This is a genomic window from Natronomonas gomsonensis, assembly GCF_013391635.1.
GTDB lineage: Archaea > Halobacteriota > Halobacteria > Halobacteriales > Haloarculaceae > Natronomonas > Natronomonas gomsonensis_A.
The window spans coordinates 283,873-306,270 of the sequence record NZ_JACAWU010000002.1 but is presented as its reverse complement, the minus strand read 5'-3'; the positions used below and the strand labels follow the sequence as shown (position 1 = coordinate 306,270).

The window sequence follows — 22,398 nt, the reverse complement described above, 5'->3', positions numbered from 1 at the left end:
GCCGAGGATGAAAAGGTTACTCCACCTGCCAGTCGGCTTTCTCCGCGGCGTCCTCCAGCGGGAGGAACTCCCAGCCGTCGGGCGCCCACCCGGATTCCTCGGGGACGCCGACGAGAACGAACCGCTCGGCGTAGAACATCGAGTGGCGGTCTATCTCCGCGAGGCGTTCGGTGGGACCGGTTCCGCTTCCGCTGAAGAAATCCACGTCTATGGTGTGTTCTCGCTGGAACCGGTTGATGACGTGGGCCGGTACCTCGCCGACCAGCCCGAGCCAGTCGGCCCACTCCGCCGCGTCCGCGAAAACGTAGGCGGGGTTCGCCAGCCGTTTCGCTGCTTCGTAGGTGAGCGCGAGCGTCATGTCGTCGGCGTCGCCGCCGTGGGGACCGGACGCCTGCTGGTGGTCGTCCTCCGACGTTTCCTGGTGTGCTGACTCGGCTTCCGCAGTCCGGCCGGCACCACCCCCGGAACCGCCGCCTTCGACGGGGATGCCCGCCGGCCTGTCCTTGTTCTCGTGGGGGACGTGTGGGACCGCTCCGGAGCCACCTTCCTCGGCAGCGACGCTTTCGTCCTTTCGGTCCGCGTTTCGAGCGGCCCCGGTATCGGCTTCCGGGGAGTCGGGTGGACCCGGTGGGGACTGGTCGATATCGTCGCGCCAGAGCCAGTCACCGTCGTTTCCGGACTCCGATTCGGATTCGGTCTCGATGTCGTCGAGGTCGATTTCGTCAGTCATGGTCGAGAGTCAGGGGGTTCGACGCCACAGGCGTCTCCTCGTCGACCGCTTCGAGCAGGTCCAGTCGGTCGAGCGTCTCTTGGGCCGGGATGCCGGCTTCGCTCCAGCCGCGGGCCGCATAGTAGCGGTCGAGCGTCGCCTCGAACTCGACCGACAACTCCTCGGGGTCGACGACCTCGGGAAGTGCGTCGTCGGCGCGGTCGAACCCCTCTCGGACGTTGAACAGCCGAACGAGGTTCCAGACGCGCTCGCCGGTCCGACCGAGGTCGTCGTAGGGGGCACCGACCGAATCGAGCCACTCGGCGCCGTCGTCGGCCAGCACCTCGCCGACGAAGTCGTCGGCGACGAGCGACCACCGCACCGAGCGGGTGTCCTGTGCGGCGGCGACCGACCGGACCACTCGGTCCGGACTCCACGGCCCGTCGAACGCCTCCTCTTCGACCGGGCGGGCCCGGCGGTGACACCCGCCACGGTCGCTCGTCGCGTAGGCGAGCGCCATGCTCGCGGCGCCGCGGGGGTCGTAGGCGGGAAGTTCCATGTCCTTGACCGTCGGCACCAACTCGCCGCCGCCGTACTCGCGGGCCGCGGCGTCGACGCCGTCTGCCAGGGCGTCACCGAGCGGCGTCGAACGGGTCGCCACGGCTTCCAGTAGCTCTCGGGCGCCCGCCGCGTCGCCGAAACGCACGTCGGCGTCCACCAACCCCGATTCGCTGGCGCGGGCTGCCCACGCCACCGCGTTGCCCGCGGAGATGAGGTCGAGGCCGAGCCGGTTGCAGCGCTCGCCCAACTCGGCGACGGCGTCGAAGTCGTCCAGCGCGAGTCCCGCTCCGAGCGTCATGGCGGTCGCACCACGTGGCACCGAGTCACCGGCCTCCGTCTCGATTCGGAATCCGCCCGGAATCGGACCGTCGTGCTCTCGCTCGATTGTGCGTGCCCGGACGGCGCCGACGCCGACGCTTTCGGCGCCGTCGAAGCCGCGCTCGGACCACCCTCGCGCAGCGAGTACTCCGGTTTCGTCGGCGAACTCTACCGTCTCGACGGTGCCGGATGCGGCTTGCCACTTGCCGGTGTCGTCGCGCCGATACCGCTCGGCGTAGCGCCGACGGAGGTCCGGGAACCCCTCCGGAGGGTCCCCCCGGGCGACGACCGCCTTCAGCGACTTCGAACCCATCACCGCGCCGGCACCGCCTCGACCGGCGTGGTGTTCGGCGCCGTCGGAGGCTATCGTCGCATACGCCACCTCGGCCTCTCCGGCGGGGCCGATACACGCCACCGCACCGTCGTGGACGTTTGCCGTCTCGGCGGCGTCGAGGCCAGCGGTGTCGGCCCTCTCGATGCGTGCGTCGCCGGCTTCGACGACCAGTCGGACGAACTCGTCGGCCGCACCGGTCACGAGAACGCCGAGGTGGTCTCCGAGCGCACCGGCGAGCGTCGTCGGGAACGAGCCACCGGCGTAGGAGTCGAGGAACGTCCCCGTCAGCGGCGATTTCGTCACCGCGGCGTAGCGGTCCTCGCCGGGGAGGAGCCCCGAAACCGGACCCAGCATGAACAGCAAGGCGTTTTCGGGCCCCAGCGGGTCCACGCCCGGGGACAGTTCCTCGTAGAGATACCGAGCACCCAATCCCTTCCCGCCGACGTACTTCCGTCGCCACGCCTCCGGAACGCGTTCGCTCTCGACGCTGCCCGAAGAGAGGTCCACGCGCAACAGCCGATTCGGGGCAGGGCGTGCCATCTGTTAGCACGTAGAAGGAGACGAGGTTAAGCTTTCCGCCGGTCACGGCTCTCGGAGACCCGCCGTCGGAACCCACTCGTCGGCCGTCGTCGGTGACACGGCTGGTGCTGGTGGACCGAATCAGTCGGAAGAAACGAAAACGCGGAACGTCGCGATGACGCCGTTACTCGTACAGCCAGGCTTCGTCGTTGCGCTCGTAATCGATGAGTTCCTCGTCGTCGAAGAACAGCTCGATTTCGCGCTCGGCGGAGCCGGGTTCGGTGTCCGAACCGTGGATGACGTTCCGACCCAAATCGATGCCGTAGTCGCCGCGGATGCTGCCCGGCGGCGATTCGGCGGGGTCGGTCTCGCCCATCATGTTCCGCACCTGAGCGACCGCGTCCTGTCCCTCCCACACCATCGCGAAGACGGGGCCGGAGGTGATGAACTCGACGAGGCCCTCGAAGAACGGCTCCTCCGAGAGATCCGCGTAGTGCTCGCGGGCGTGGTCGTCGCTCAACTGCATGAACTTGCCCGCGACCATCTTGAGTCCGCGGTCCTCGAAGCGGGAGACGATTTCGCCGATGAGTCCGCGGTGGACGCCGTCGGGCTTGACCATGACGAACGTGCGCTCGTGGTCGCTCATCTACGCTTCGGCCTCCTCTTCGTCGGCATCGTCGTCGCCGGAGGCCTCCTCGCCTTCGTCGGCCGCTTCGGGTTCCTCGGCCTCGTCAGCCGCGTCGGGTTCCGCCGACTCCTCGTCGGCCGCCGATTCGCTCTCGGCGGCTTCGAGGTCGGGGGTCGTTGCCTCGGCGTCCTCCTCGGATTCCGCGTCCGGTTCGGCTTCGGGTTCGGCCTCCGCCTCCTGTCCCTCCGCACGTGCCGTCTCGGTCCACTCGAGGTCGCGCGGCTCGCGGCCGAGGTCGGCGTTCTTCTCGCACTTTCCGGAACAGTAGTGCGTGACGGACCCGTCGATACCGACGAACATCGTCCCCGAACCGGGTTCGATGTCCGACCCGCAGTAGTCACATGCTTTCGTCTGTGGCATTGGTTACTGGCCTCCGATGGAGTCGGCTTCGCGAGCCGTCTCGCGAAGCTGTAGGATGTCGCCGACACGCACCGGCCCGAGGACGTTCCGAGCGATGATTCGGCCCTGGTTTTCGCCCTCCTGAATCCGGCACTTGACCTGCATGGCTTCACCGTGCATGCCGGTCTTGCCGACGACTTCGATTACTTCGGCAGGGGTTGCGCCGTCCCCTTCGTTTTCAGCACTCATCTTCGGTCACCTACCGGAGTTCCTCGACTTTCTCGGCGATGTCTTCGACGTCACCTTCGGCGTCGCCGGCATCGACGATGGCGGCAGCCGCGCTGCCGACCTCCAGACCCGCGGCGTGGCCGACGTCGTCCTGCGTGCCGACGAAGACGTAGGGAATCTCCTTTTCGGCGGAGAGTTCGGGGAGGTGCATGACGACCTCCTCGGGGCTGACGTCCTCGGCGACGAAGACGAGCTGGGCGTTCCCGCGCTCGACTGCCTTGGTGGTCTCGTTCGTTCCTTTCTTTACCGAACCTGTGTCCCGGGCAACCTCGAGGGCCTCGAGGGCGTCCTCTTCGAGGTCAGCCGGCACGTCGAAATCTACGTACACTGACATTGTTTGTATTGGCTCCTCCCACGCGCAGGCTCGCGCTCCCCCGCCGTCGAACGCGTCCCGAATTGGGACGCGGTTCTCGCACCCGCGACGGGCGCGCTTGTCCTTGTCCGGCTAGGAGCATCACAACCCCGCGTAGGCTGTACACTCCCGTACTGCATCACCGCATAAAAGCGCTTATGAACTCGCTCGGCCGTGCGAACCGAACGCAGGCCGCCCGGGAGGAACTGGTAACCACTCGGCTCCTCCGACCTACCGTTCTACGTCGACGGTGTAATCGGTCGCTATCCAGCCGTCGTTGTTTTCCGGTTCGGTGAAAACCGTCCTGTCGGGCGAGGTACAGAGTGCCTTGAGTCCGACCGGCTGGTCCTCGTCTTCGGAGGTAGCTGCCATTACCGACTCTCGTGGCCCAGGTAGCTAAAATGTTTTGGTCGGCCTAAACCGTAACCCACTCGGTCGTCGGCTCCTCGGACCCCAACTGCCAGCGCTGGTACGTGGCATCGCCCTGATGGCGCACCTCGACGACCAAATCGACGGCGTCGAGCAGCGCCGACGGCACCGCCGCCTGCATCGCCGGGAGATGGAAGTGGACCACGGCGTCCGTCTCGCGGGCGGTCGAGCGAATCGCATCGAGCGCGTCGGCGAGTCGTCGGTCCGCTCCCGAATCGACGAACGGCCGAAGCGAATCGAAACACACCCGTAACGACGACGCCTCGCCCGCGGCATCGCGCATCTCGGTTCGGAGGTCCTCGCTGACCGACTCGATGTCGACGCTCGTCGGCGACTTCTCTCCCGCTGACCGGCTCGCCGACACGCTCCGTGTCGGAATCGTGCGCTCGATGACTCTATCGACGGTGTTTCCACCCGAGGTGGAGCGCTCTGTCCGAACGGCTATCTCCTCGGCCTCGCCATCGAGGAAGCGTCGACAGATGTCGGTGTGGGACACTTCGGAGGGTCCCACGACGAGCACCGAACCGCCTCGCCGTTTCACCGCCGAAAGCGTTTCTGCGACTGCCGCGTCGAACGGCGGCGGCGATTCGAATTTCATTACCTAATCCTCTGAAGAAAAGTCCGCGAGGAGTATAAACGTTCGGTCGTGTTCAGCGACGAAGCCTTCAGAGCCGCCACCGGAGTCGTCCCGAATCTGCAGCCACCCACGGGGTTTTGGTCGTCGGCCACCGACACACGCGTATGAACGACCGTGAACGGGAGCTCAAAGCCGCCACGGAGGACCTCGCCGACACGCTCGAAGCACTTCGGGAGGAACTGCAATCGCCGCCGCGTGGCCCGGGAGGCCTCCCCCGACCGCCGACGCCCGGAGAGCTGTTTCGATTCACCGAACAGTACACCATTCCAGCCCTGATTTCGCTGCTGGAGACGAGCATTCGCGTTCTCGAGTTGCTCGCTGGCGCCATCCGACTGGCCGAGGGACGAGCCTTCGACGACTCGAACGAACGCACCGACCGTCTCGCCGAGGTGAGTCGGTCGACGCTTCGAAGGCTCGACGACGCCCTCGCGGAGGTTCAAGACGCCGCTGCGGGCGGCCAGCCCGACGACCCCGAGATTCGGCGGCTACTCGGGGAAGCCCGCTCGCTCCGCGAGGAAGTCGACGACCGGCTGGCGGCGGCGACCGACACCCCCGAACCGGAGCGCGAACGCGGCGACGACAGCGTCGGCATCACCGTTCGGGACGCATCAGAAGACGACGCCGTCGGTATCGACGTGGACGCGGAACTGGAGTCGATAAAACGCGAGATCGACGACGAGGAAAACGACGCTGACGGTGGAGTAGACAATCAGACCGGCTCGAACCGGTAACCGTCCCACGCCTGACTATCGGGTTCGCGGATGCCTGCCCCGGGCTCTCGCAATTCCTCGCAGTACACCGGTTCGACTGCGTCGCCGATGTCGACGTCACAGGTCGTGAGTTGTCCGAGCGCACGCACGGGCGTGCCGTCGACGTCGAACTCCACGATTGCGAGATGGTTCGGTTCGCGGACGCCCGGCGGCGTCGCGTTGGAGGTCGTCCACGTCACGACTTCGGCGGTGTACGAAGAGAGGTCGACGGTGTCGACCGGTTCGCTCCCGTCCGGGCCGATGGGGTGTCCCGGGTACGTTATCGACCCGTCCTCGTAGCGATAGGCTTCCATCGTCATCGTCGACCCTCCATAATCGCGGTGGTGACACAGTTCCCGAAACCACCGACGTTGCAGGCCAACCCCACATCGGCGTCGACCTGCCGGTCCCCGGCCGAACCGGTCACCTGTTTGTAAATCTCGTAGCCCTGTGCGACACCGGAGGCGCCGAGCGGGTGTCCCTTCGACTTCAGGCCGCCAGAGGTGTTGATGGGTAATTCCCCGTCCAGTTCGGTCGTCCCGCGGTCCATCTCCTTCCAGGCCTCGCCTTTGGGTGCGAAATCCAGCCCCTCCATCTGGAGGAACTCAAGGATAGTGAACATGTCGTGGAGTTCCGCCACGTCAACGTCGTCAGGGCCGAGGCCGGCCATCTCGTAGGCTTCTCGGCCGGACTCGACGACGGCGCCCATCGTCGTCGGGTCGGCGCGCTCGTGGACGACGTGGGTGTCGGTCGCGCCGCCGATGCCGGAGACGACGGCGTACTCGTCGGTGTACTCGCTGGCCATCTCTGCGGGACAGAACAGCAGCGCCGCCGACCCGTCCGTGATGGGACAGAAGTCGTACAGGCGGAGCGGGTCGGCGACTATCGGGGACTCCATGGCCGTCTCGACGTCGATCTCCTTCTGGAACTGTGCGTGTGGATTGCGGGCGCCGTTGGCGTGGTTCTTCACCGCGACCTTCGCGAGGCTCTCTCTGGGCGCGTCGAACTGCGAGAGGTACAGTCGAGCCGTGAGCCCGGCGAAGGACGGCAACGTCACGCCCTGTTTGTACTCGACGGGGTGCGTGAGCGAGGCGATGACATCGGTCGCTTCGCCGGTCGTGCGGTGAGTCATCTTCTCGCCGCCGACGAGCAGGGTCATGTCGCTGGCTCCGCTGGCGATGGACTGCCAGGCGGCATAGATGCCGGCGCCACCGGACGACGAGGTCTGGTCGATGCGGGCGGTGTACGCCGGAACGGCCGCGAGGTCGTGGGCGAGGGCGTTCGGGACGCCGGTCTGTCCCTCGAACTCGCCACTTGCCATGTTCGAGACGTAGAGGTGTTCGACTGCGTCGGGCGCGACGCCCGCGTCGTCGAGGCAGGCTTCACCGGCCTCGGCGAGCAGTTCACGCACCCACGTCTCGCGCTGTCCGAACTTCGTCATCGAGGCGCCAATGACAGCAACGTCGGGCATAGTTCCGACTCACGGCGGAACTGTCCTAAGCGTTCGGGAGCGAACGCGCCGCCACGAACGGCGGCCGACGACCTACCACTCCATGCCGCCGTTGACGGCGAGAATCTGGCCAGTCATGTAGCTGGCGTCCTCGCTGGCGACGAAGCGGACGATACCCGCCACGTCGTCGGGAGTCGCAAACCGGTCGAGGGGAACCCGCTGGAGGATTTTCTCCTGGACCCGTTCGGGAACGGTCTCTAACATGTCCGTCTCGACGAATCCAGGGGCGACGCAGTTCGCCGTCGACCCGTTGGACGCCAATTCGAGCGCGAGCGTCCGGGTGAAGCCGAACAGCCCCGACTTCGTCGTCGCGTAGTTCGCCTGGCCGTAATTGCCCTGCTGACCGACGACCGACGAAATATTGATGAGTCGGCCGTCGTCGGCCGACTTGATGTCCTCGAAGTAGGCGTTCGTCGCGTTGAACACGCCACCGAGGTTCACCTCCACGACCCGTTTCCAATCCTCCCGACTCATGTTCTCGAACTTCTTGTCGACGGTGACGCCGGCGTTGTTCACGAGGACATCTGCCGGTCCGAACGCCTCCCGCGTCGTTTCGGCCATCGCCTCGATTGCGGCTTCGTCCGCCACGTCGGCTTGCACCGGCAGCGCAGCGCCGCCGGATTCCTCGATGGCTTCCGCCACCTCGTGTGCCTCCCCCTCGGAGGAGCGGTAGTTGACGACGACGTTCGCGCCGTGGTCACCGAACTCCTCGGCTATTGCCCGCCCGATACCCCGCGATGCGCCCGTGACGACGCAGGTTCGGTTTTCGAGTGTCATGAATTCGAATTCTCCCCCGTAGTTTATCGTTACAACCTCTATTACACGGCTTCTTCAAGACAACTACTACTCCAGATTGGTTTAACGATTACCCTACGAGACATTATACACTTCCTGAAAATATCAAGATTGGCTGGTGATTCGGTATCGGAGCATGAGGTTTATCCGACCCGTTTCGTGCGGTGAGAAGTTGACAACTATTCGATATTTGATGCGCGCGGAGCGGAAAGTATTTTTGGCTTGCCTAAACAATACGATGTAATGAGTGCATACGCGCCGATGACGAGAGGAGGTGTCTCCGATGTCTAGCGGAACGGCGGAGTTCACGGCCGGCGCGGCAAACGCCACCACCGACCTATCGAGAGAGCGTCCGACGGTTCTCGAACTCGAGGGAGTTCGGAAGTCCTACAGCGAGACGGAGGTGATTCACGACCTCTCACTTACGGTCCGGGAGGGGGAACTGCTCACCCTTCTGGGCCCCTCCGGGTGTGGGAAGACGACGACGCTCCGGCTCATCGCCGGCCTCGAACGTCCCGACGGCGGAGTCGTCCGACTCGGCGACGAGCAGGTTTCCGGAGAGCGGTTCGTGGCCCCGGAGGACCGAGACGTGGGCGTGGTGTTCCAGGAGTTCGCCCTGTTTCCACACCTGAACGCCCGCGAGAACATCGCGTTCGGGATACAGGACCGCTCCGAGACGGAGCGCGAACGCCGAATCGACGAACTGCTGGAACTCGTCGGACTCACCGAACACGGCGAAAAGACGCCCGAAGAACTCTCCGGCGGCCAACAGCAGCGCGTTGCCCTCGCTCGCTCGCTGGCACCCGAACCGAGTCTCCTCCTTCTTGACGAACCGTTCTCGAATCTCGACGTGGACCTCCGCGTCGAGATGCGCGAGGAGGTCCGGGAAATCCTCAAGGAGGCGGGCGTCACAGCCATCTCCGTCACACACGACCAAGAGGAGGCGATGTCCATCTCCGACCGCGTTGCCGTGATGAGCGAGGGTGGTCTCGAACAGGTTGGAACCCCTGAAAAGGTGTTCCAACAGCCACGCTCGCGGTTCGTAGCTGGATTCCTCGGTCACGCGTCGTTCGTCTCCGGGCGCGTGCGCGAGGACTGTGTCGACACCGGCGTCGGCTGTATCCCCTTCGAGCAGGTCAACGGCCTCACCGAGGAGTACGTCGGCTCCGATATCGACCTCATGGTCCGGCCGGACGACGTTCGCTCACGCGGTGCGGAACCCGGAGCGGCCAACGGCGAAGTGGTCCACCGACGCTACCTCGGCCCGACGGTGCTGTACCGGGTGGAGCTCGACTCCGGGGACGTCGTCGGCTGTATGCACAACCACGCCGACGAGGTGTCGCTGGACGACCCGGTCTTCGTCAGCCTCGACGCCGACCACGAACTCGCGTGGTTCCCCCGCGGTGAGCGGAAGATGGCCGATGGCGGAACTGTCGAGGAGTGATTCACCCGCTTTTCTGAAATACGGACAAATCTGTCGTGCGGTTACTGTTTGGGCGTAATCCCTTCACCTCTATTCGAGCCTGGAACCGCACCGACGCTACCGGAGATCGGCGACGAACGGTTCGATTTCCTCGTCACCGCGCGTGTACGGCGTCACGTGGTCGGTCTTCGGTGGACGGTCGTACGGTAGCGAAATCTTGCCTCCGGAACCGTCAATTCGGGTTGTTTCGTCGGTCGAGCGGTCGGGTGTGTACGGAACGAGTGGCGCGTCGTTGGTGTCAGGTGTCTGCATGGGTTTTGTGATGCGTAGGCGGTCAAGCGGCGATGCAACTCGGGGAGAAGGGGGCTTACGGGGATACGGGTTTGGGGTGCATCGCGTACTGCACCGTTCGGCAGTATCTATAATAAATGTTCATGATAGTGGGTTGTTTTGCCGCGGGTCGAGCCGAACACTCAATTCCCTCGAAGAGCAAAAAGGAATCCATGAGTTTGACCCTCGCCTTCGAGCTTTCGGCGCTCCGTCGTCTCGCCGACCCCGAGGGCGCCGTTCGCCAAGCTCGTCAGTGGAGCGAACACGTCGGTGTCGTTACCGACCGGCCGCCACACGTTCTGACGAAGTTCACTCGCGACAACCACATCCGCAACGACTTCGAGCCCGCGGTCGAGCCAGCAGCCGAGACCCTCGAACATCTGCTGGCGCACTTCGACACCGACCGATTCGTTTTCGTGGCCGAGTCGACGGCCGACGCACCCGAGGGATGGGAGCACCGGTCGACGAGCGACGCCGCCGACCGTGCCGGTTGGGAACTCGCCGAGGAAACACCGTCGACGCCATCACAATCGAGCGCCCACAAGCGCGACGATTGGCCGTAGCCCCGTCAGTTTGCCCGAAATCCGACACCGAACGAGTGGGCCGATGTGGAGATATTAGATATAGCAGCATGTAGTTTATGAGTTCGATGCACCACAGACAATAATGACACTAATCATATATTTAATTTCCAATCACCGATTGAACACCGACAGTTCGAGAACGACACTCAATTCCCCCACTTCAGCCACCAAGCGCCTTAGCAGCCGATACAGCGGCTCAGAAGAGTCGTGCGGCCAGACATCTAGCAGAAACAACAGTACGAACACGCCATACAGTCGCCCGTGTGGCCCGAAGATACCAAACATCTCGAGGCGAGGCGGCGAATTAGAGACACCCGACAACACCACCAGTTTCCACCACTCGCCACCGGTTGGAGAGACGTCCAACTCGACCACACCTCGAGGCGTAGCTCTCGAAACGAGCCACGCCGGGAAGCGACCACATATTCTGTCCTCTGGATCGACACATATTTAGAATTAATTATCGGTTTATCTAAATCACACTGGGAAAATTCAACCCAGATTCGACGATAATCAGCGATGATGCCACCGATTAAGGGCGCATATTCGTTGATAAAGGCCCTTATCGGTGTGTCTGACGTACTTTGATGTGGAAGGGGTTCGTGGCCCCGCTATGAGCAGCGAAGGCGAACGCGTCTCGGTGCAGACCTACGTGTCGTCGACCCAACGGGAGCGGTGGCGCGAGGAAGCCGACGAACTCGACATGAGTCAGGCCGAGTACGTTCGAACGATGATTCAGGCCGGTCGGCGAAGCTTCGATTTAAATACTGAAGGAGATTCTTTAAATACCAACTCGAGTAACTCCGTCGAAGCCCGTTCTCCGGACGCTACCCCTGGGGGAGAGGGCTTGAAAGACCGCGTTCTCGAGGTGCTTCGCGACGAAGCGTTCGCGGATTGGGAGCTGTTGCTCGCCGGCGTCACCGACGACATCGAGGAGCGACTCGAAGAGACACTCGACGAACTCCAGTCAGAGGACCGAATTCGATACAGTGGCCGCCACGGCGGGTACACGGTGGTGGACGATGGGCGTTGACGACCGTAGCGGAACGACGACACCCGACGACCCCGTCGCGTACTTCCTCCAGGACATGACCTTCCACGGCCGGACCGACCGGACGAAGGCGGCCTACGAACGCGTCTTGCGGGATTTCGAGTCGTTCGTCGTCAGTGAGCGGGGGACGACCCTTCCGACGGCGACACAACGGGAGTGTATGGCGTGGGTCCACTCGCTTCGGGGCGAACACGCCGACAGCACCGTGGCGTCGTACGCCTCCTACGTCCACCGGTTTTACGCCTACATGACGCAGGTCGGAGCTTTCGATTCAAACCCGATGGCGCTGGTCACCGAGGAGATGGACGAGTCAATCGATACCGATCCTGCCCGCCGAGAGATCTCCATCCCCCAGATGCGGTCGTTCTTCGCGGACATCCGCCACCCCTACGAGCGCGCACTCGTTGGCACGCTTCTGAAGACCGGAATCCGCGTAGGAGAGTGCTGTAACCTCGATTTACGTGACATACACCTCGACGATTCGGAGGTGCAGGCGGCCTATCGAATCGACCACCGCGGCGCGTTAGACGGCCGCCCGGACTCTCTGTACGTCGCAAGCGACCCCGCGAAGGGAGCGACATACAACGGTGAGAAGCGAACGGCATCGAACAAACGGAAGCGAGACACCGTCATTCCGGTCGACGGGGAGCTAAAGCGCCTCCTGAAGGCGTGGCTGGCGATTCGGCCGGACACACAATCCACGGCGGAGCCGCTCTTTTGTTCGACGAGCGAGTGGGGCAAGCGGGCGACGCCGTCGATGGTCCGGGCCATCGTCGCCGAGCAGGCCGGAAGACGGGGCTGGTACCGAGAAGGTGGCGACGCCTCGGAGAACGTCACGCCACACTACTTTCGGCACTTCTTCACCACGCATCTCCGCGATAGAACGGGCGACAGAGGCGTCGTGAAGTACCTCCGCGGGGACGTAGCCACGGACATCATCGACACTTACACCCACAACTGGGGCGACCGCGTCCGAGAGGTGTACGAAGCCAACGTCTACGACCTCCTGTAGCCCGTCTTTTCGCCGCCGACCGCGTATTTTGGCCGATATGAACGACACAATCTTGTTCGGCAGCGACCTCATAAATCACATATTGCTATATCAAATTGACAGAGGTTGCGACACACGTAACGCCCCCAAACCCCGGCGGTTTAGTAGCTGAACGCCGGATTCGGCGGTATGGACCGCCCGAGACTTATCGTCTTCTGCGGACTGTCGGGGGTCGGCAAGTCGACCGCCTCGAAGTACGTCGCCGAGGCGTGCTCCGCCGAGCGCTACCGGAGCGACGAGGTTCGAAAGGAACTGTTCGACGACCCGACCTACGACGACGCCGAAACCGAACGTACCTACGAGGCGTTGCTCGACCGCGCTCAGTCGGAGTTGGAAGCCGGGGGAAGCGTCGTCCTCGACGCCACCTTCAGTTCCGAGCGGTACCGAGCGGCAGCCGCCGACCTCGCCGAGCGGACGGACGCCGACTGTACGTTCGTCCGCGTGACCTGCCGGGACAACGTCGTCAAGCGCCGCATGGAAGCACGGAACGACACCGTCAGCGACGCCACCTTCGAGACGTATCTCCAGCAGAAGGAGCGCTTCGATAGCCTCGAACGTGAGCACGTCGAAATCGACAACTCGGGAAGCGTAGCCGAGATGGAAGCCGCACTCGAGGAGGCGCTCCTGTGAACTGCCGACCCACAATCACCGGGGGAAGCCGATGACGGCAATCAAGGACAGCGTTCACGGCTACATCGAACTCAGCCCCGACGCGGAGGCGATTCTGGACACCGAACCGATGCAGCGACTTCGGTACGTCAGGCAGTTGAGCACCGTCCAGTTGGTCTATCCCTCCGCCAACCACACCCGCTTCGAACACTCCCTCGGCGTCTATCACCTCGCCTCGAAAGCCGTCGAGAAACTCGACGTGGAGGACGACCTCGCTCGGCGGCTGCGAATCGCCGCCCTCGTCCACGACGCCGGCCACGGCCCCTTCGGCCACCAGACCGAGGCCGCCATCGAACGCCACCTTGGCCGCCACCACGACGAAATCGAGTGGTTGCTCTCCGACACCGAATTGGGCGATGCCATCGAATCCCGTGGACTCGACCCAAAGTCGGTCGCCGAAACCGTCGACGGCGGCGGGCCGCTGGGTGACCTCGTCTCGGGGCCGCTCGACGTCGACCGCATGGATTATCTCGTCCGCGACGCCCACCACACCGGCGTTCCCTACGGCACTATCGACCACGACAGACTCGTTCGCTCTCTCCGGGTCGTCGACGGGGAACTCGTGTTGGACGGCAGCGACATCGCCACCGCCGAAAGCACCCTCATCGCACGGACGCTGATGAACGCGACGGTGTACCGACACCACGTCTCCCGAATCGCCGGGACGATGCTCGACCGGGGCAGCGAGCAACTCCTGACCGACGGCGTCGTCTCGCCGAAACGGTTCGCCCGCCTGACGGACGCGGAACTGCTGGCGACGATGGGCGACCACGACCCGACGGCGGAACTGTCGACCCGCATTCGCCAGCGGCAACTGTACAAACGCGCCGTCTGGGTCCGTCGAGACGCTGCCCCCGAACAGTTCGGGGCATTGGACTACGACGACACCCGGGACCTCGAAGCCGACATCGCGGCCGCTGCGGGCGTCGATTCCGGCGCCGTCATCGTCGACAGCCCGGCGGTGCCGAGTTCACCCGAATCGAGAGCTCGAATCCTCGTCGACGGTCGGCCGACGCCCCTCGAAGAGCGGTCGGCGCTCGTTTCGGGATTGGACGCCTGCGCCCGCGAACTGTGGCGACTCGGCGTCTACACGCCGTCGGAGTCGGTCGAACCCGTTCGTGAGGCCGCGACGACCGTTCTCGGCATCGACGCCGACCCGTCACCCTAATCGAGTAGCCCATCGAGCAGCCGCTTCGCGAGTCGTTTGTCGAGTGGGTCGTTGGCGTTGCCACAATGGGGTGACTGGACACAACTCGGACAGCCGCCCTCACAGGGACAACCGGCGAGCATCTCCTGTGTCGTCTCCAACAGGCCGTCGATGTCCCCGTAGCCGGTCTTCGCCAGAGCGACCCCACCGGGATAGCCGTCGTAGACGAATATCGTCGGCGCGTCGGTCCGTGGATGCAGCGGCGTCGACAGCCCGCCCACGTCCCGACGGTCACACAGCACCGCCGTCGGGAACATCGATATCATCGCGTGTTCGGCAGCGTGGATGCCGCCCGGGAGGTCACCACCCTCAACGAGTGCCATCTCGAGGTCCGGCGGCACCGCGAAGTACAGCGCCCGGGTTCGAAGACTCGTCTCCGGGAGGTCGAGTTCCTCACTCCCCATCGGTTCGCCACTCGAAGCGTCGAAGCGCTGGAACCCGGTTATCTGCTTGCGCATCTCCACCTCGGCGAACCGGACGGTCACGTCATCGCGTGCCGGAAGCGTCCGCTCTTGGAGGTCCTCCTCGACCGTGATGGCCTTCTCGTGGAGTACGCGGGTGAAGTAATCCGCCCACGTCGGCTGGAGTTGCGCCACGTTCGCCCGCAAATCCAGGTCGGTCACCTCGTAACTTCGTCCCTGGTGGTGGTAGATGGCTCCGGGATGAGCGTCCCGCAGCGCGTCGTCGAAGGCCAACTCGGCCAACGTCTCGCCGTCGGGGCCGCGCAGTTGGACCTGCCGGTCGTCTATAGCCCGGAGGCTGGTGTCGTACTGGGGGCTGGAGCCGTCGTTCAGCCACCGGACGCCCTCGCTCGTCTCGCGGCGCGAGAGCAACCCATCGTCGGTGAGGTCGGCGACCACTTCGGGAAACCGCGACCCGAAGTACCGGTCGTCGTCGGGCCGGAGCCACGACTCGTCGGCCGCAGACCTGACGTGGGCGGGCATGATTCGGTCGTTTTCGGGGTTGGTGACTGCTTTCTCCGGGTCCCCCTCGAAGAAGGACTTGGGATTGGACATCAGGTACTGGTCGAGTTGGTCCTCGCCGGCCACCAAGGCGACGAGGGAGGGGTCGGCCCCACGTCCGGCACGGCCGCCCTGCTGGAACGCCGCCATCCGCGTCCCCGGATAACCGTCGAGGATGACGGCGTCGAGACCGCCGATATCGACGCCCAACTCGAGGGCGTTCGTACTCCAGACGCCGCGTATCGCCCCAGAGTCGAGTCCACGCTCTATCTCGCGTCGGCGGTCGTCCGACAGCGCGGCCTGATACGCCGCCACACCGTCGGCGAGGTCGTACGCCCCGCGGTCGCGAAGCGTGCCCGCGCTTTCGGTGGCGTAGCGTTCGGCGGTCTGTCTGGAGCCGGTGAACACCAGCGTCTGATGGCCCTCCGAGACCAAATCACAGAACAGCCGTTCAGCCTCGGTGTGACTCGACTTGCGCCGGCCGCTCCCCCACGACTCGCCGTCGCCGTACTCCGGGGGGTTCCACAACAGCCAGTGGGTCGACCCCGACTCGCTGTCGTCGCTGTCGACCAGTCGGATGCCGTCGGGGTCCCGTCCGGTCACCGTCGCCGCGTGCTCGATTGGGTTGCCGATGGTCGCCGAACAGCAGACGAACTCCGGGTCCGAACCGAACTCCGAACACAGGCGAGCGAGCCGTCGGAACACCAGGGAGACGTGACTGCCGAACACGCCGCGATACTCGTGGACTTCGTCGACGACGACGGTTTCGAGCCGCTCGAAGAACCACTTCCACAGCCGGCGGGCGTGCGGGAGAAGCCCGTAGTGCAGCATATCCGGCGTACAGCACAGCACGGTCGGCTGGCGCTCCCGAATCGCGGCCTTCTCACTCCGGGATTGCCGGCCCGTGTACTGTTCGACGGTGACGCCACTGGCGAAGCCGAGGTCGTCGGCCAGCGCCGACAGCGACTCGGTCTGGTCGTTGATGAGTGCGACCTGCGGGGCGAGGTACAGCGTCGTCGCGCGGTCGTCCATCGCCCGCTCGAAGGCCGGAACGGTGTAGGCGAGGCTCTTACCGCTCGCCGTCTCCGTCGCGAGGACGACGTCGTCGCCGTCTCGGACCGCCTCGATTGCCCTCGCCTGGTGGCCGTAGAGGCGGTCGATACCGCGGGTTTCGAGTGCCTCTCGGAGACGCGTCGGAAGGTCGATATCCGCGAATACTGCCTCGGAGAGATCGAGCGTCTCGTGGGTGCATATCTGTCCCTCGTAGTACGGGCGCTCCCGAAGCCAGGCGACGGTTTCCTCCACAGGCTCGGGTCCGTCGCCGTCGCTCCTAACCGTTCCGACAGCGGCGAAAGGGACCGAGTGACGTTCGACATAAAAGATGGGGAATATCCGGAGGCAGGCACTTCACGGAGAGGTTACTGTACTGAAACAAACCCATATGGAGTACGTCGAACTGAAGATTCGGCCCGGAGACAGGTGGTTCCACGAGTTCGACGAACTGGTCGCCGCGGACCCCGAACTGTGTCACGGGCCGATACATCACATCAACCTCCTGTCGGACGACACGATGGTCGTCCTCTACGAGATATACGGCCCCAAACAGCGCGTCGACGCCTTACACGCCGAACACGACCACCCCGCCGAAACCGCACATCTCGGGGACGACACCCTGGTCTACACCCACCACGACCCGAGCGACGTGGCCTACGACCTGCTCACCGTCGCCAACGAACACAGCGTCGTCGTCGACACACCCATCGAGTTCAGCGACGACGACGAACTACAGGTCCGACTCATCGGCACCGCCGAGTCCCTCCAGTCGGCGTTCGGTGCCGCCCCCGAGGGCGCACAGGTGACCGTCGAGAAGACCGGCGAGTACCGCCCCGGCACCGAGCGGCTGTTCACCGACCTCACCGACCGCCAGCGGGAGACGCTGCTGACGGCCCTAGAGATGGGGTATTACGACAACCCCCGTCGAGCGACCTACAGCGACATCGCTGGCGAACTCGACTGTACGGCCACAACGGTCGGCGAACACCTCCGCAAAATCGAGGGGTACGTCCTCCGGGAAATCGCACCAAGACACTGGGGACGAACCCGATAACGGCCCTAAACGACCGTTTCGGCACCGCCGACGAGCTGTTTCGCGACGGCTTCACTTGCTTCGACAGTCTCCGCCGGATTCCGAAGCAGGACGGTCTCGCTCGGGAACAGTTCCTGTCCAACCCGAAGCCCGTGGTCGCGAGCGGTCGACCCCGTGACGGTGAGGTAGACGCCGAGACCGACAGAGGAGATGGCGGCCTCCTCCTCGCGGTCGCCCGGATACCGGAACTCGATGCCCTCCATCGCCCGCGTGCCCAACACGGCCTCGACCAGTCGCTCGTACCGCGGGGAGATACACAGCGGTCCCTCGTAGGACTCGACAAACTCACGCGTCGCGGTCTCTGCGATGTCGGGCGACGACAACAGGGTATGATACACCGTATCGCCGAGGCCACCGACGACGCGAACGTCGGTGTCGTGAGGGTCGATGCGGTCGTTGAGTTCCGAAAGCGTCGAGAGGGGTTCGGGAGTGAGTTGGACGACCTCCTCTAAGACGAGGTCCGCACTGTCGAATCCGAGTGCGAACTCGTGTTTCCTGAGGGCGCGAAACGGCTCCTCGCGGCCGACCAACTGGAGGTCGTCATCGCCCAAATCGACCATCAGGCTGTCGAAGACGACCCGTCGTGGCATCCCGGGGCGGCCATCGCGGAACAGCGTGTACTCGGGGGCGTAGCGGTCGGTGTCGCTGTAGGATTTGAGACGGTCGTACACGCCGGCCTCGACGGTCTGGTCTCCCTTCGTGACCGCCTTCTCGTAGCGAAGCGTCGAAGCGATTTCGTCGGCGACGTCTTCGACGCCCGCGAAGCGAGCGACCCGTTCGAGGACGGCCTCGAGGGGGCGTCCCTTCCGCGGGACGGCAACACGGATAGTCGTCATTGTCGGCGTGAGGAACTCGACCGATAAAACGGAACCGAAAGCGCGCTACTCGTCGTCGCTGGGCGTGCCGAACGCCGCGGTCAGTCGCTCGCGCATCTCCGAGACATCGGAGAGTTCGTCCTCGATATCGGAGATGTCCTCCTCGATGGCCTCGAGACGCTCGTCGTCGACGCCCTCTTCGACCTGCGCTTCGAGCGCTTCGATGTCGGAGCGGAGTTCTTCGACGTGGTCGGTGACCCGCTCCTCGATGGTCTCCTCGATCTCGTCGGTGGCTTCCTCGACCCGCGCTTCGACATCTTGGAGCGTCGAGTCGACGCGGTCTTCGATGTCGTCGACTCGCCCTCCAGTCTCGTCCAGTTCCGTCCGGAACTCCTCGATGAGTGTCTGTGCGTCGCCGTTCTCGTCGAGGAACGACTCCAACGCGTCGGTGTACGCCTGCAGGTCGGCGACCTCGGACTGGAGGCGTTCGATTCTGGCGTCGACGGCACCGCTCGAGGCCGCCGCCCCACCGGTGTCGGCCTCGACACCGAGTGCGTCACGGAGTTCCTCGAGGTCCTCGTCGTCGACCTCGCCGTCCCGAATCTCGGTGGCGAGTGCGGCGGCGAGGCTCCCCCCGGCGACGGCCGCGGCGGTGCCGTCGTCGTGGCTCGGTTCGGATTCAACCTCGTCCGATTCCGCCGATTCCTCGGGTTCGGTGTCGGTGGCGACTCCATCGGTGTCAGCCTCGCGAATGGCGCTCTCGATGTCGTCGTGGGCTTCGTCGTCTGTCTCGGGAACCGCTTCGTCTTCGGACTCTCCCTCGTCTTCGGGTTCCGCATCGCCCTCGATGACGTCGCGGACCACGTCTTCGGAGTCCTCGCTTTCCTCTAAAGGCGGATGGACCGTCTCCAACACCGGGTCGGTCATGTACTTCTCTACGTCGTCGGAGTCACCGCCACGGAGGCCGTACACCGTGGTGTACTCCTCGCCCGGTTCGAACTCCCGCTCGAAGACGATTGCGTCGCCGTCGACGCCCCAGAACTCGGCCCCGTATTTGGGGTGGAAGCCGATGTCCTCCGGCGTGACGTGTTCGGGAACGGAGTCGACCATCCGAACGGCGACGGTCTCCTCTCGCTCCGAGCGAATGACGAAAGCGATAGCCGGAACTGGGAAATCGTCCGGCTCGAAGGATTTCTCGACCGTGACGCCGTCGCTCGACGCCGTGACGCGTTCTTCTGGTTCGGCGTTGCTCATATCTCCTACTGTACCTTGCCCTCAATAAACTTATTCGTGAACTCGAATATATCGCCGGCCACAGCCTCAAAGCGTGGTGTCGTCACCGATTTCCAGCACCTCGAGCGTCCGCGGGAGCGCGAACGAGCGGACGTGGTGCCGGAGTGCCTCGGGGTCGGCGGTCAGTCCCTTCCACATGTCCCAGTGGGTCGGCAGCAGGCGGTCGAGTTGGAGTTGCGCCGCCGCCTCGGCGGCCATGTTCTCGTCGGAGTACCACTTCGTGTACTTCGGCTCGCGGGTCTGTTTGTCGGGAATCATGCCGGCGGAGCCGAAGGCGAGCACCCCGAGGTCGATGTCGTAACGCTCGCCGACCGACTCGAAGGCTTCGCTCGGGCGGGCGTCGCCACCGTGGAAGAACGTCCCCGCCTCGTGTCGGATGACGTACGACACCGGGTGGTCGGCGTCGGGGTCGTGAGCCGGTTCGACCGCGATCTCCAGCGACCCGACTTCGATGGTGTCGCCCTCCTCGATTTCGGCGAAGTCGTCGTCGGTGAGGCCGTAGTCGGTCGTCCACTCGCGGGCCGTCTCGACGGACGCCGACGGGCCGTAGAACGTCGCGTCGGTATTTTCGAGTATCGGTGCCTGCGAGGGGCCGTGGACGTGGTCGGTGTGTTCGTGCGTCGCCAACACCGCGTCGGCCTCGACGACATCTGTCGGGTCGAAGGGCACCGGAATCATCCGAACCGTCCGCGGTGGGTCGCCCAATCCCAGATACGGGTCGATGAACACGGTCGTTCCGTCGTCGGCCTTCAGCACGAAGCCGTTACAGCCCAGATACCACAGTTGGAGGCCGTCGGGTTCGGCATCGGCGACGGCGGTGGGCAGCCAATCGCCCCAGTCGGAGTGGACGGTCATACTCGCAACTGCGCGGGGAGTGGACAAAAAGTCGGTCGGTCCTCGACCAGTGAATAAACTGGATTCCGCGATAGGAAACCGTCGCGTAGAGGGACGCCGGACTACAAGCAGGTGTTCGAAACCGAGTGGCGTGGCTCGGCGGGTGAAAAAACCGCAGAATCGCCGTCGCAGTCAGTCCTGACAGCAGCCGCCGGCCTTCTCGCCGAAGTCGACTTCCAGCGGTTCGGAGATGGTGACGTTGAGCTCCTGCAGCGTCAGTTCGATTTCGGATTGGGTCTGCAGGTACTTCGCCATCTTCGGCTTCTCGTGGAGTTCCTGCTGGGCGCTCTGGAGCTCTCGGAGGTCGTCGTTCGTCGCGTCGCCGGTCTGACGCGCCATCATGAACTCCTCGCGGATGCGCTCGAATTCTCGAATTTCTTCTTGGAGTTCCTCGTCATTCTCGACGGCGACTTTCGCCTCGACGAACTCCTGATACGCGGGGAGTTCAGTGATAGCCTCGCCGAGCGACTCGGCGAGTTCGGTCACGTCGTGTTGGGTCACGTCGCCCTCGGGGGTGGTCTCGACGCTCATTGTCCGGTTTTCGGACCGGCGACGTATAGGCGTGCCGGATGAGGAACGGGCCGCCTCCGGGCCGCGACGAAGGCGTTTGGAAGCACGCACGTTTTACGCGACGACATCCAACGGCGAGTAATGAGTCAGGAATCGGAATCCGAGTACACGGAGGGAGACCTCCGGAATACGGGGATGTCGCTGAAACACGACCGGACGTGGGACTACGAGTTGGACCGCATCGTCGAGGCGGTCGAGGAACGTGACGCCACGACGGTCGGCCTGCAGTTCCCGGAGGGACTCAAGCGACGCGCCCCCCGCGTGGTCGACGACCTTCGGGACCTGCTTCCCGACGAGGTCAACGTGATGACCTCCGGGAAGCCCTGTTACGGTGCCTGCGACCTCGACACCTACATGATGCGCCGGACGGACGTGTTCGTTCACTTCGGCCACTCGCCGATGAAGGAATCGGAGAAAATCCTCTACGTGCCGCTGTTCTCGAACGTCGACGTGTTGCCCATCATGGAGGAGTCCCTCGAGGAGTTGACCGACCCCGCTGACGACGAGAACGTCGGATTGGTGACGACCGCCCAGCACATGAACAAGTTCGACGAGATGCGGACGTGGCTGGAGGAGCGCGGCTACGTCGTCGAGACCCGTCGCGGCGACGAGCGACTCACCCACGAGGGCCAGGTGTTGGGCTGTAACTACGCCTCCGCGGACGTCGACGCCGACCAGATACTGTACGTCGGCGGCGGGAAGTTCCACCCACTCGGCCTGGCGATGGAACATCCCGACAAGAACGTCGTCATCGCCGACCCGGTCAACAACGTCGTCACCATCGCGGACACCGAGCAGTTCATGAAACAGCGGTACGCCTCGGTCCACAAGGCGATGGACGCCGAAGAGTGGGGCGTCATCTTCTGTACCAAAATCGGACAGGGGCGCTGGGAGACCGCCGAGGAAATCGTCGCCGAAAACGACAACGCCTACCTCATCACGATGGACGAGGTGACGCCGGACCGCCTGACGAACTTCGGCTTCGACGCCTACGTCAACACCGGCTGTCCCCGCATCACGACCGACGACGGCCCGCAGTTCAAACAGCCGATGTTGACGCCCGGCGAGTACAAAATCGCCATCGGCGAGGAACCCCTCGACAGCCTGGAATTCGACACGTTCCACGGGACGTGGTAGCGGCCGAACTCCCCGCCCGCCGTTATTCTCGGCGGTTC

General features: G+C 64.4%; 27 protein-coding genes. 9 read left to right on the top strand and 18 right to left on the bottom strand.

Features of this window, described 5'->3' with window-relative positions:
• Positions 1-16: 16 nt before the first annotated feature.
• The 8 genes from HWX69_RS09845 to HWX69_RS09810 all read right to left on the bottom strand — a co-directional run bounded on the left by HWX69_RS09845 (position 17) and on the right by HWX69_RS09810 (position 5,135).
• Entirely contained in the window at positions 17-730 is a 714-nt protein-coding gene (locus tag HWX69_RS09845; protein WP_178916947.1) for a DUF7124 domain-containing protein, read from the bottom strand.
• Positions 723-2,462 carry an aldehyde ferredoxin oxidoreductase family protein gene (locus HWX69_RS09840; RefSeq protein WP_178916946.1) on the bottom strand — a complete coding sequence of 580 codons (1,740 nt, stop codon included), beginning with the start codon at positions 2,460-2,462 and terminating at the stop codon, positions 723-725. Before HWX69_RS09840 ends, HWX69_RS09845 begins: the two co-directional genes overlap by 8 nt.
• A 163-nt stretch (positions 2,463-2,625) precedes the next feature.
• Positions 2,626-3,087: a nucleoside-diphosphate kinase gene (gene ndk, locus HWX69_RS09835; RefSeq protein ID WP_156710289.1), complete on the bottom strand. Its 462-nt coding sequence runs from the start codon at positions 3,085-3,087 to the stop codon at positions 2,626-2,628.
• A complete protein-coding gene (locus HWX69_RS09830) occupies positions 3,088-3,489 on the bottom strand; it encodes a 50S ribosomal protein L24e (RefSeq protein ID WP_178916945.1) in 402 nt (133 codons plus the stop codon). It lies immediately after the preceding gene.
• Between the two features lie 3 nt (positions 3,490-3,492).
• Complete coding sequence (locus HWX69_RS09825; protein WP_156710291.1) at positions 3,493-3,717, bottom strand: 30S ribosomal protein S28e; 225 nt, start codon at positions 3,715-3,717, stop codon at positions 3,493-3,495.
• Between the two features lie 10 nt (positions 3,718-3,727).
• Positions 3,728-4,090: a 50S ribosomal protein L7Ae gene (gene rpl7ae / locus HWX69_RS09820; protein WP_156710292.1), complete on the bottom strand. Its 363-nt coding sequence runs from the start codon at positions 4,088-4,090 to the stop codon at positions 3,728-3,730.
• 249 nt (positions 4,091-4,339) lie between these two features.
• Positions 4,340-4,480, bottom strand: coding sequence for a hypothetical protein (locus tag HWX69_RS09815; RefSeq protein ID WP_178916944.1), 141 nt, complete (start codon positions 4,478-4,480; stop codon positions 4,340-4,342).
• A gap of 43 nt (positions 4,481-4,523) precedes the next feature.
• Positions 4,524-5,135 carry a DUF7504 family protein gene (locus HWX69_RS09810; protein ID WP_178916943.1) on the bottom strand — a complete coding sequence of 204 codons (612 nt, stop codon included), beginning with the start codon at positions 5,133-5,135 and terminating at the stop codon, positions 4,524-4,526.
• A gap of 143 nt (positions 5,136-5,278) precedes the next feature.
• Between HWX69_RS09810 and HWX69_RS09805 the strand changes: the two genes are divergently transcribed.
• Positions 5,279-5,905, top strand: a complete 627-nt coding sequence (locus HWX69_RS09805) for a DUF7547 family protein (protein WP_178916942.1) — start codon at positions 5,279-5,281, stop codon at positions 5,903-5,905.
• Here HWX69_RS09805 and HWX69_RS09800 read toward each other — a convergent pair.
• The 3 genes from HWX69_RS09800 to HWX69_RS09790 form a co-directional block, all read right to left on the bottom strand.
• Positions 5,884-6,243, bottom strand: a complete 360-nt coding sequence (locus tag HWX69_RS09800; RefSeq protein ID WP_178916941.1) for an OB-fold domain-containing protein — start codon at positions 6,241-6,243, stop codon at positions 5,884-5,886. The two genes, HWX69_RS09805 and HWX69_RS09800, sit on opposite strands and share 22 nt — an antisense overlap.
• Positions 6,240-7,394: a thiolase family protein gene (locus HWX69_RS09795; protein WP_178916940.1), complete on the bottom strand. Its 1,155-nt coding sequence runs from the start codon at positions 7,392-7,394 to the stop codon at positions 6,240-6,242. The genes HWX69_RS09800 and HWX69_RS09795 overlap by 4 nt, the downstream gene beginning before the upstream one ends.
• A 72-nt stretch (positions 7,395-7,466) precedes the next feature.
• On the bottom strand, positions 7,467-8,210 hold the full coding sequence (locus tag HWX69_RS09790) for a beta-ketoacyl-ACP reductase (protein WP_178916939.1): 744 nt from the start codon (positions 8,208-8,210) through the stop codon (positions 7,467-7,469).
• Positions 8,211-8,511: 301 nt separating this feature from the next.
• Here HWX69_RS09790 and HWX69_RS09785 point away from each other — a divergent pair, with 301 nt between their 5' ends.
• Positions 8,512-9,672, top strand: coding sequence for an ABC transporter ATP-binding protein (locus HWX69_RS09785; RefSeq protein ID WP_178916938.1), 1,161 nt, complete (start codon positions 8,512-8,514; stop codon positions 9,670-9,672).
• A 96-nt stretch (positions 9,673-9,768) separates the two neighbouring features.
• Here the strand turns inward: HWX69_RS09785 and HWX69_RS09780 are convergent, their stop codons facing one another.
• The gene (locus tag HWX69_RS09780; RefSeq protein ID WP_178916937.1) at positions 9,769-9,963 is read right to left on the bottom strand and encodes a hypothetical protein; all 195 of its coding nucleotides are present in this window, start codon (positions 9,961-9,963) and stop codon (positions 9,769-9,771) included.
• A 191-nt stretch (positions 9,964-10,154) separates the two neighbouring features.
• Between HWX69_RS09780 and HWX69_RS09775 the strand changes: the two genes are divergently transcribed.
• Entirely contained in the window at positions 10,155-10,544 is a 390-nt protein-coding gene (locus tag HWX69_RS09775) for a DUF7124 domain-containing protein (RefSeq protein ID WP_178916936.1), read from the top strand.
• A 132-nt stretch (positions 10,545-10,676) separates the two neighbouring features.
• On the opposite strand, the gene HWX69_RS09770 is transcribed toward HWX69_RS09775, so the two are convergent.
• Positions 10,677-10,940 carry a hypothetical protein gene (locus tag HWX69_RS09770; RefSeq protein WP_178916935.1) on the bottom strand — a complete coding sequence of 88 codons (264 nt, stop codon included), beginning with the start codon at positions 10,938-10,940 and terminating at the stop codon, positions 10,677-10,679.
• Positions 10,941-11,178: 238 nt separating this feature from the next.
• On the opposite strand from HWX69_RS09770, the gene HWX69_RS09765 reads away from it, so the two are divergent.
• The 4 genes from HWX69_RS09765 (at position 11,179) to HWX69_RS09750 (ending at position 14,504) form a co-directional block, all read left to right on the top strand.
• Positions 11,179-11,598, top strand: a complete 420-nt coding sequence (locus HWX69_RS09765) for a DUF5805 domain-containing protein (protein WP_178916934.1) — start codon at positions 11,179-11,181, stop codon at positions 11,596-11,598.
• Positions 11,588-12,628, top strand: coding sequence for a tyrosine-type recombinase/integrase (locus HWX69_RS09760; RefSeq protein WP_178916933.1), 1,041 nt, complete (start codon positions 11,588-11,590; stop codon positions 12,626-12,628). The genes HWX69_RS09765 and HWX69_RS09760 overlap by 11 nt, the downstream gene beginning before the upstream one ends.
• 168 nt (positions 12,629-12,796) lie before the next feature.
• Positions 12,797-13,297 carry a P-loop nucleotide/nucleoside kinase family protein gene (locus tag HWX69_RS09755; protein ID WP_178916932.1) on the top strand — a complete coding sequence of 167 codons (501 nt, stop codon included), beginning with the start codon at positions 12,797-12,799 and terminating at the stop codon, positions 13,295-13,297.
• A 31-nt stretch (positions 13,298-13,328) separates the two neighbouring features.
• On the top strand, positions 13,329-14,504 hold the full coding sequence (locus HWX69_RS09750; protein WP_178916931.1) for an HD domain-containing protein: 1,176 nt from the start codon (positions 13,329-13,331) through the stop codon (positions 14,502-14,504).
• Here the strand turns inward: HWX69_RS09750 and HWX69_RS09745 are convergent.
• Positions 14,501-16,810: a DEAD/DEAH box helicase gene (locus HWX69_RS09745; RefSeq protein ID WP_178916930.1), complete on the bottom strand. Its 2,310-nt coding sequence runs from the start codon at positions 16,808-16,810 to the stop codon at positions 14,501-14,503. The two genes, HWX69_RS09750 and HWX69_RS09745, sit on opposite strands and share 4 nt — an antisense overlap.
• Before the next feature lie 136 nt (positions 16,811-16,946).
• Here HWX69_RS09745 and HWX69_RS09740 point away from each other — a divergent pair, with 136 nt between their 5' ends.
• Complete coding sequence (locus HWX69_RS09740) at positions 16,947-17,612, top strand: helix-turn-helix domain-containing protein (protein WP_178916929.1); 666 nt, start codon at positions 16,947-16,949, stop codon at positions 17,610-17,612.
• A gap of 5 nt (positions 17,613-17,617) precedes the next feature.
• On the opposite strand, the gene HWX69_RS09735 is transcribed toward HWX69_RS09740, so the two are convergent.
• The 4 genes from HWX69_RS09735 to HWX69_RS09720 form a co-directional block, all read right to left on the bottom strand.
• The gene (locus tag HWX69_RS09735) at positions 17,618-18,487 is read right to left on the bottom strand and encodes a hypothetical protein (protein ID WP_178916928.1); all 870 of its coding nucleotides are present in this window, start codon (positions 18,485-18,487) and stop codon (positions 17,618-17,620) included.
• A gap of 45 nt (positions 18,488-18,532) precedes the next feature.
• A complete protein-coding gene (locus tag HWX69_RS09730) occupies positions 18,533-19,720 on the bottom strand; it encodes a hypothetical protein (RefSeq protein WP_178916927.1) in 1,188 nt (395 codons plus the stop codon).
• A gap of 66 nt (positions 19,721-19,786) precedes the next feature.
• Positions 19,787-20,614, bottom strand: coding sequence for an MBL fold metallo-hydrolase (locus HWX69_RS09725; protein ID WP_178916926.1), 828 nt, complete (start codon positions 20,612-20,614; stop codon positions 19,787-19,789).
• Positions 20,615-20,785: 171 nt separating this feature from the next.
• Entirely contained in the window at positions 20,786-21,184 is a 399-nt protein-coding gene (locus HWX69_RS09720; RefSeq protein ID WP_178916925.1) for a YlbF/YmcA family competence regulator, read from the bottom strand.
• A gap of 120 nt (positions 21,185-21,304) precedes the next feature.
• On the opposite strand from HWX69_RS09720, the gene dph2 reads away from it, so the two are divergent.
• On the top strand, positions 21,305-22,360 hold the full coding sequence (gene dph2 / locus HWX69_RS09715) for a diphthamide biosynthesis enzyme Dph2 (RefSeq protein WP_178916924.1): 1,056 nt from the start codon (positions 21,305-21,307) through the stop codon (positions 22,358-22,360).
• Positions 22,361-22,398: the final 38 nt, after the last annotated feature.

What these genes read in the sequence shown, in the direction of transcription:
- HWX69_RS09840 (WP_178916946.1), bottom strand. Translation starts at nt 2,462, where the DNA reads ATGGCACGCCCTGCCCCGAATCGGCTGTTGCGCGTGGACCTCTCTTCG.
- HWX69_RS09830 (WP_178916945.1), bottom strand. Translation starts at nt 3,489, where the DNA reads ATGCCACAGACGAAAGCATGTGACTACTGCGGGTCGGACATCGAACCC.
- HWX69_RS09755 (WP_178916932.1), top strand. Translation starts at nt 12,797, where the DNA reads ATGGACCGCCCGAGACTTATCGTCTTCTGCGGACTGTCGGGGGTCGGC.
- HWX69_RS09800 (WP_178916941.1), bottom strand. Translation starts at nt 6,243, where the DNA reads ATGACGATGGAAGCCTATCGCTACGAGGACGGGTCGATAACGTACCCG.
- HWX69_RS09740 (WP_178916929.1), top strand. Translation starts at nt 16,947, where the DNA reads ATGGAGTACGTCGAACTGAAGATTCGGCCCGGAGACAGGTGGTTCCAC.
- HWX69_RS09805 (WP_178916942.1), top strand. Translation starts at nt 5,279, where the DNA reads ATGAACGACCGTGAACGGGAGCTCAAAGCCGCCACGGAGGACCTCGCC.
- HWX69_RS09845 (WP_178916947.1), bottom strand. Translation starts at nt 730, where the DNA reads ATGACTGACGAAATCGACCTCGACGACATCGAGACCGAATCCGAATCG.
- HWX69_RS09730 (WP_178916927.1), bottom strand. Translation starts at nt 19,720, where the DNA reads ATGAGCAACGCCGAACCAGAAGAACGCGTCACGGCGTCGAGCGACGGC.
- HWX69_RS09810 (WP_178916943.1), bottom strand. Translation starts at nt 5,135, where the DNA reads ATGAAATTCGAATCGCCGCCGCCGTTCGACGCGGCAGTCGCAGAAACG.
- HWX69_RS09725 (WP_178916926.1), bottom strand. Translation starts at nt 20,614, where the DNA reads ATGACCGTCCACTCCGACTGGGGCGATTGGCTGCCCACCGCCGTCGCC.
- HWX69_RS09750 (WP_178916931.1), top strand. Translation starts at nt 13,329, where the DNA reads ATGACGGCAATCAAGGACAGCGTTCACGGCTACATCGAACTCAGCCCC.
- HWX69_RS09825 (WP_156710291.1), bottom strand. Translation starts at nt 3,717, where the DNA reads ATGAGTGCTGAAAACGAAGGGGACGGCGCAACCCCTGCCGAAGTAATC.
- rpl7ae (WP_156710292.1), bottom strand. Translation starts at nt 4,090, where the DNA reads ATGTCAGTGTACGTAGATTTCGACGTGCCGGCTGACCTCGAAGAGGAC.
- HWX69_RS09795 (WP_178916940.1), bottom strand. Translation starts at nt 7,394, where the DNA reads ATGCCCGACGTTGCTGTCATTGGCGCCTCGATGACGAAGTTCGGACAG.
- HWX69_RS09720 (WP_178916925.1), bottom strand. Translation starts at nt 21,184, where the DNA reads ATGAGCGTCGAGACCACCCCCGAGGGCGACGTGACCCAACACGACGTG.
- HWX69_RS09780 (WP_178916937.1), bottom strand. Translation starts at nt 9,963, where the DNA reads ATGCAGACACCTGACACCAACGACGCGCCACTCGTTCCGTACACACCC.
- HWX69_RS09785 (WP_178916938.1), top strand. Translation starts at nt 8,512, where the DNA reads ATGTCTAGCGGAACGGCGGAGTTCACGGCCGGCGCGGCAAACGCCACC.
- HWX69_RS09775 (WP_178916936.1), top strand. Translation starts at nt 10,155, where the DNA reads ATGAGTTTGACCCTCGCCTTCGAGCTTTCGGCGCTCCGTCGTCTCGCC.
- HWX69_RS09790 (WP_178916939.1), bottom strand. Translation starts at nt 8,210, where the DNA reads ATGACACTCGAAAACCGAACCTGCGTCGTCACGGGCGCATCGCGGGGT.
- ndk (WP_156710289.1), bottom strand. Translation starts at nt 3,087, where the DNA reads ATGAGCGACCACGAGCGCACGTTCGTCATGGTCAAGCCCGACGGCGTC.
- HWX69_RS09815 (WP_178916944.1), bottom strand. Translation starts at nt 4,480, where the DNA reads ATGGCAGCTACCTCCGAAGACGAGGACCAGCCGGTCGGACTCAAGGCA.
- HWX69_RS09735 (WP_178916928.1), bottom strand. Translation starts at nt 18,487, where the DNA reads ATGACGACTATCCGTGTTGCCGTCCCGCGGAAGGGACGCCCCCTCGAG.
- dph2 (WP_178916924.1), top strand. Translation starts at nt 21,305, where the DNA reads ATGAGTCAGGAATCGGAATCCGAGTACACGGAGGGAGACCTCCGGAAT.
- HWX69_RS09760 (WP_178916933.1), top strand. Translation starts at nt 11,588, where the DNA reads ATGGGCGTTGACGACCGTAGCGGAACGACGACACCCGACGACCCCGTC.
- HWX69_RS09765 (WP_178916934.1), top strand. Translation starts at nt 11,179, where the DNA reads ATGAGCAGCGAAGGCGAACGCGTCTCGGTGCAGACCTACGTGTCGTCG.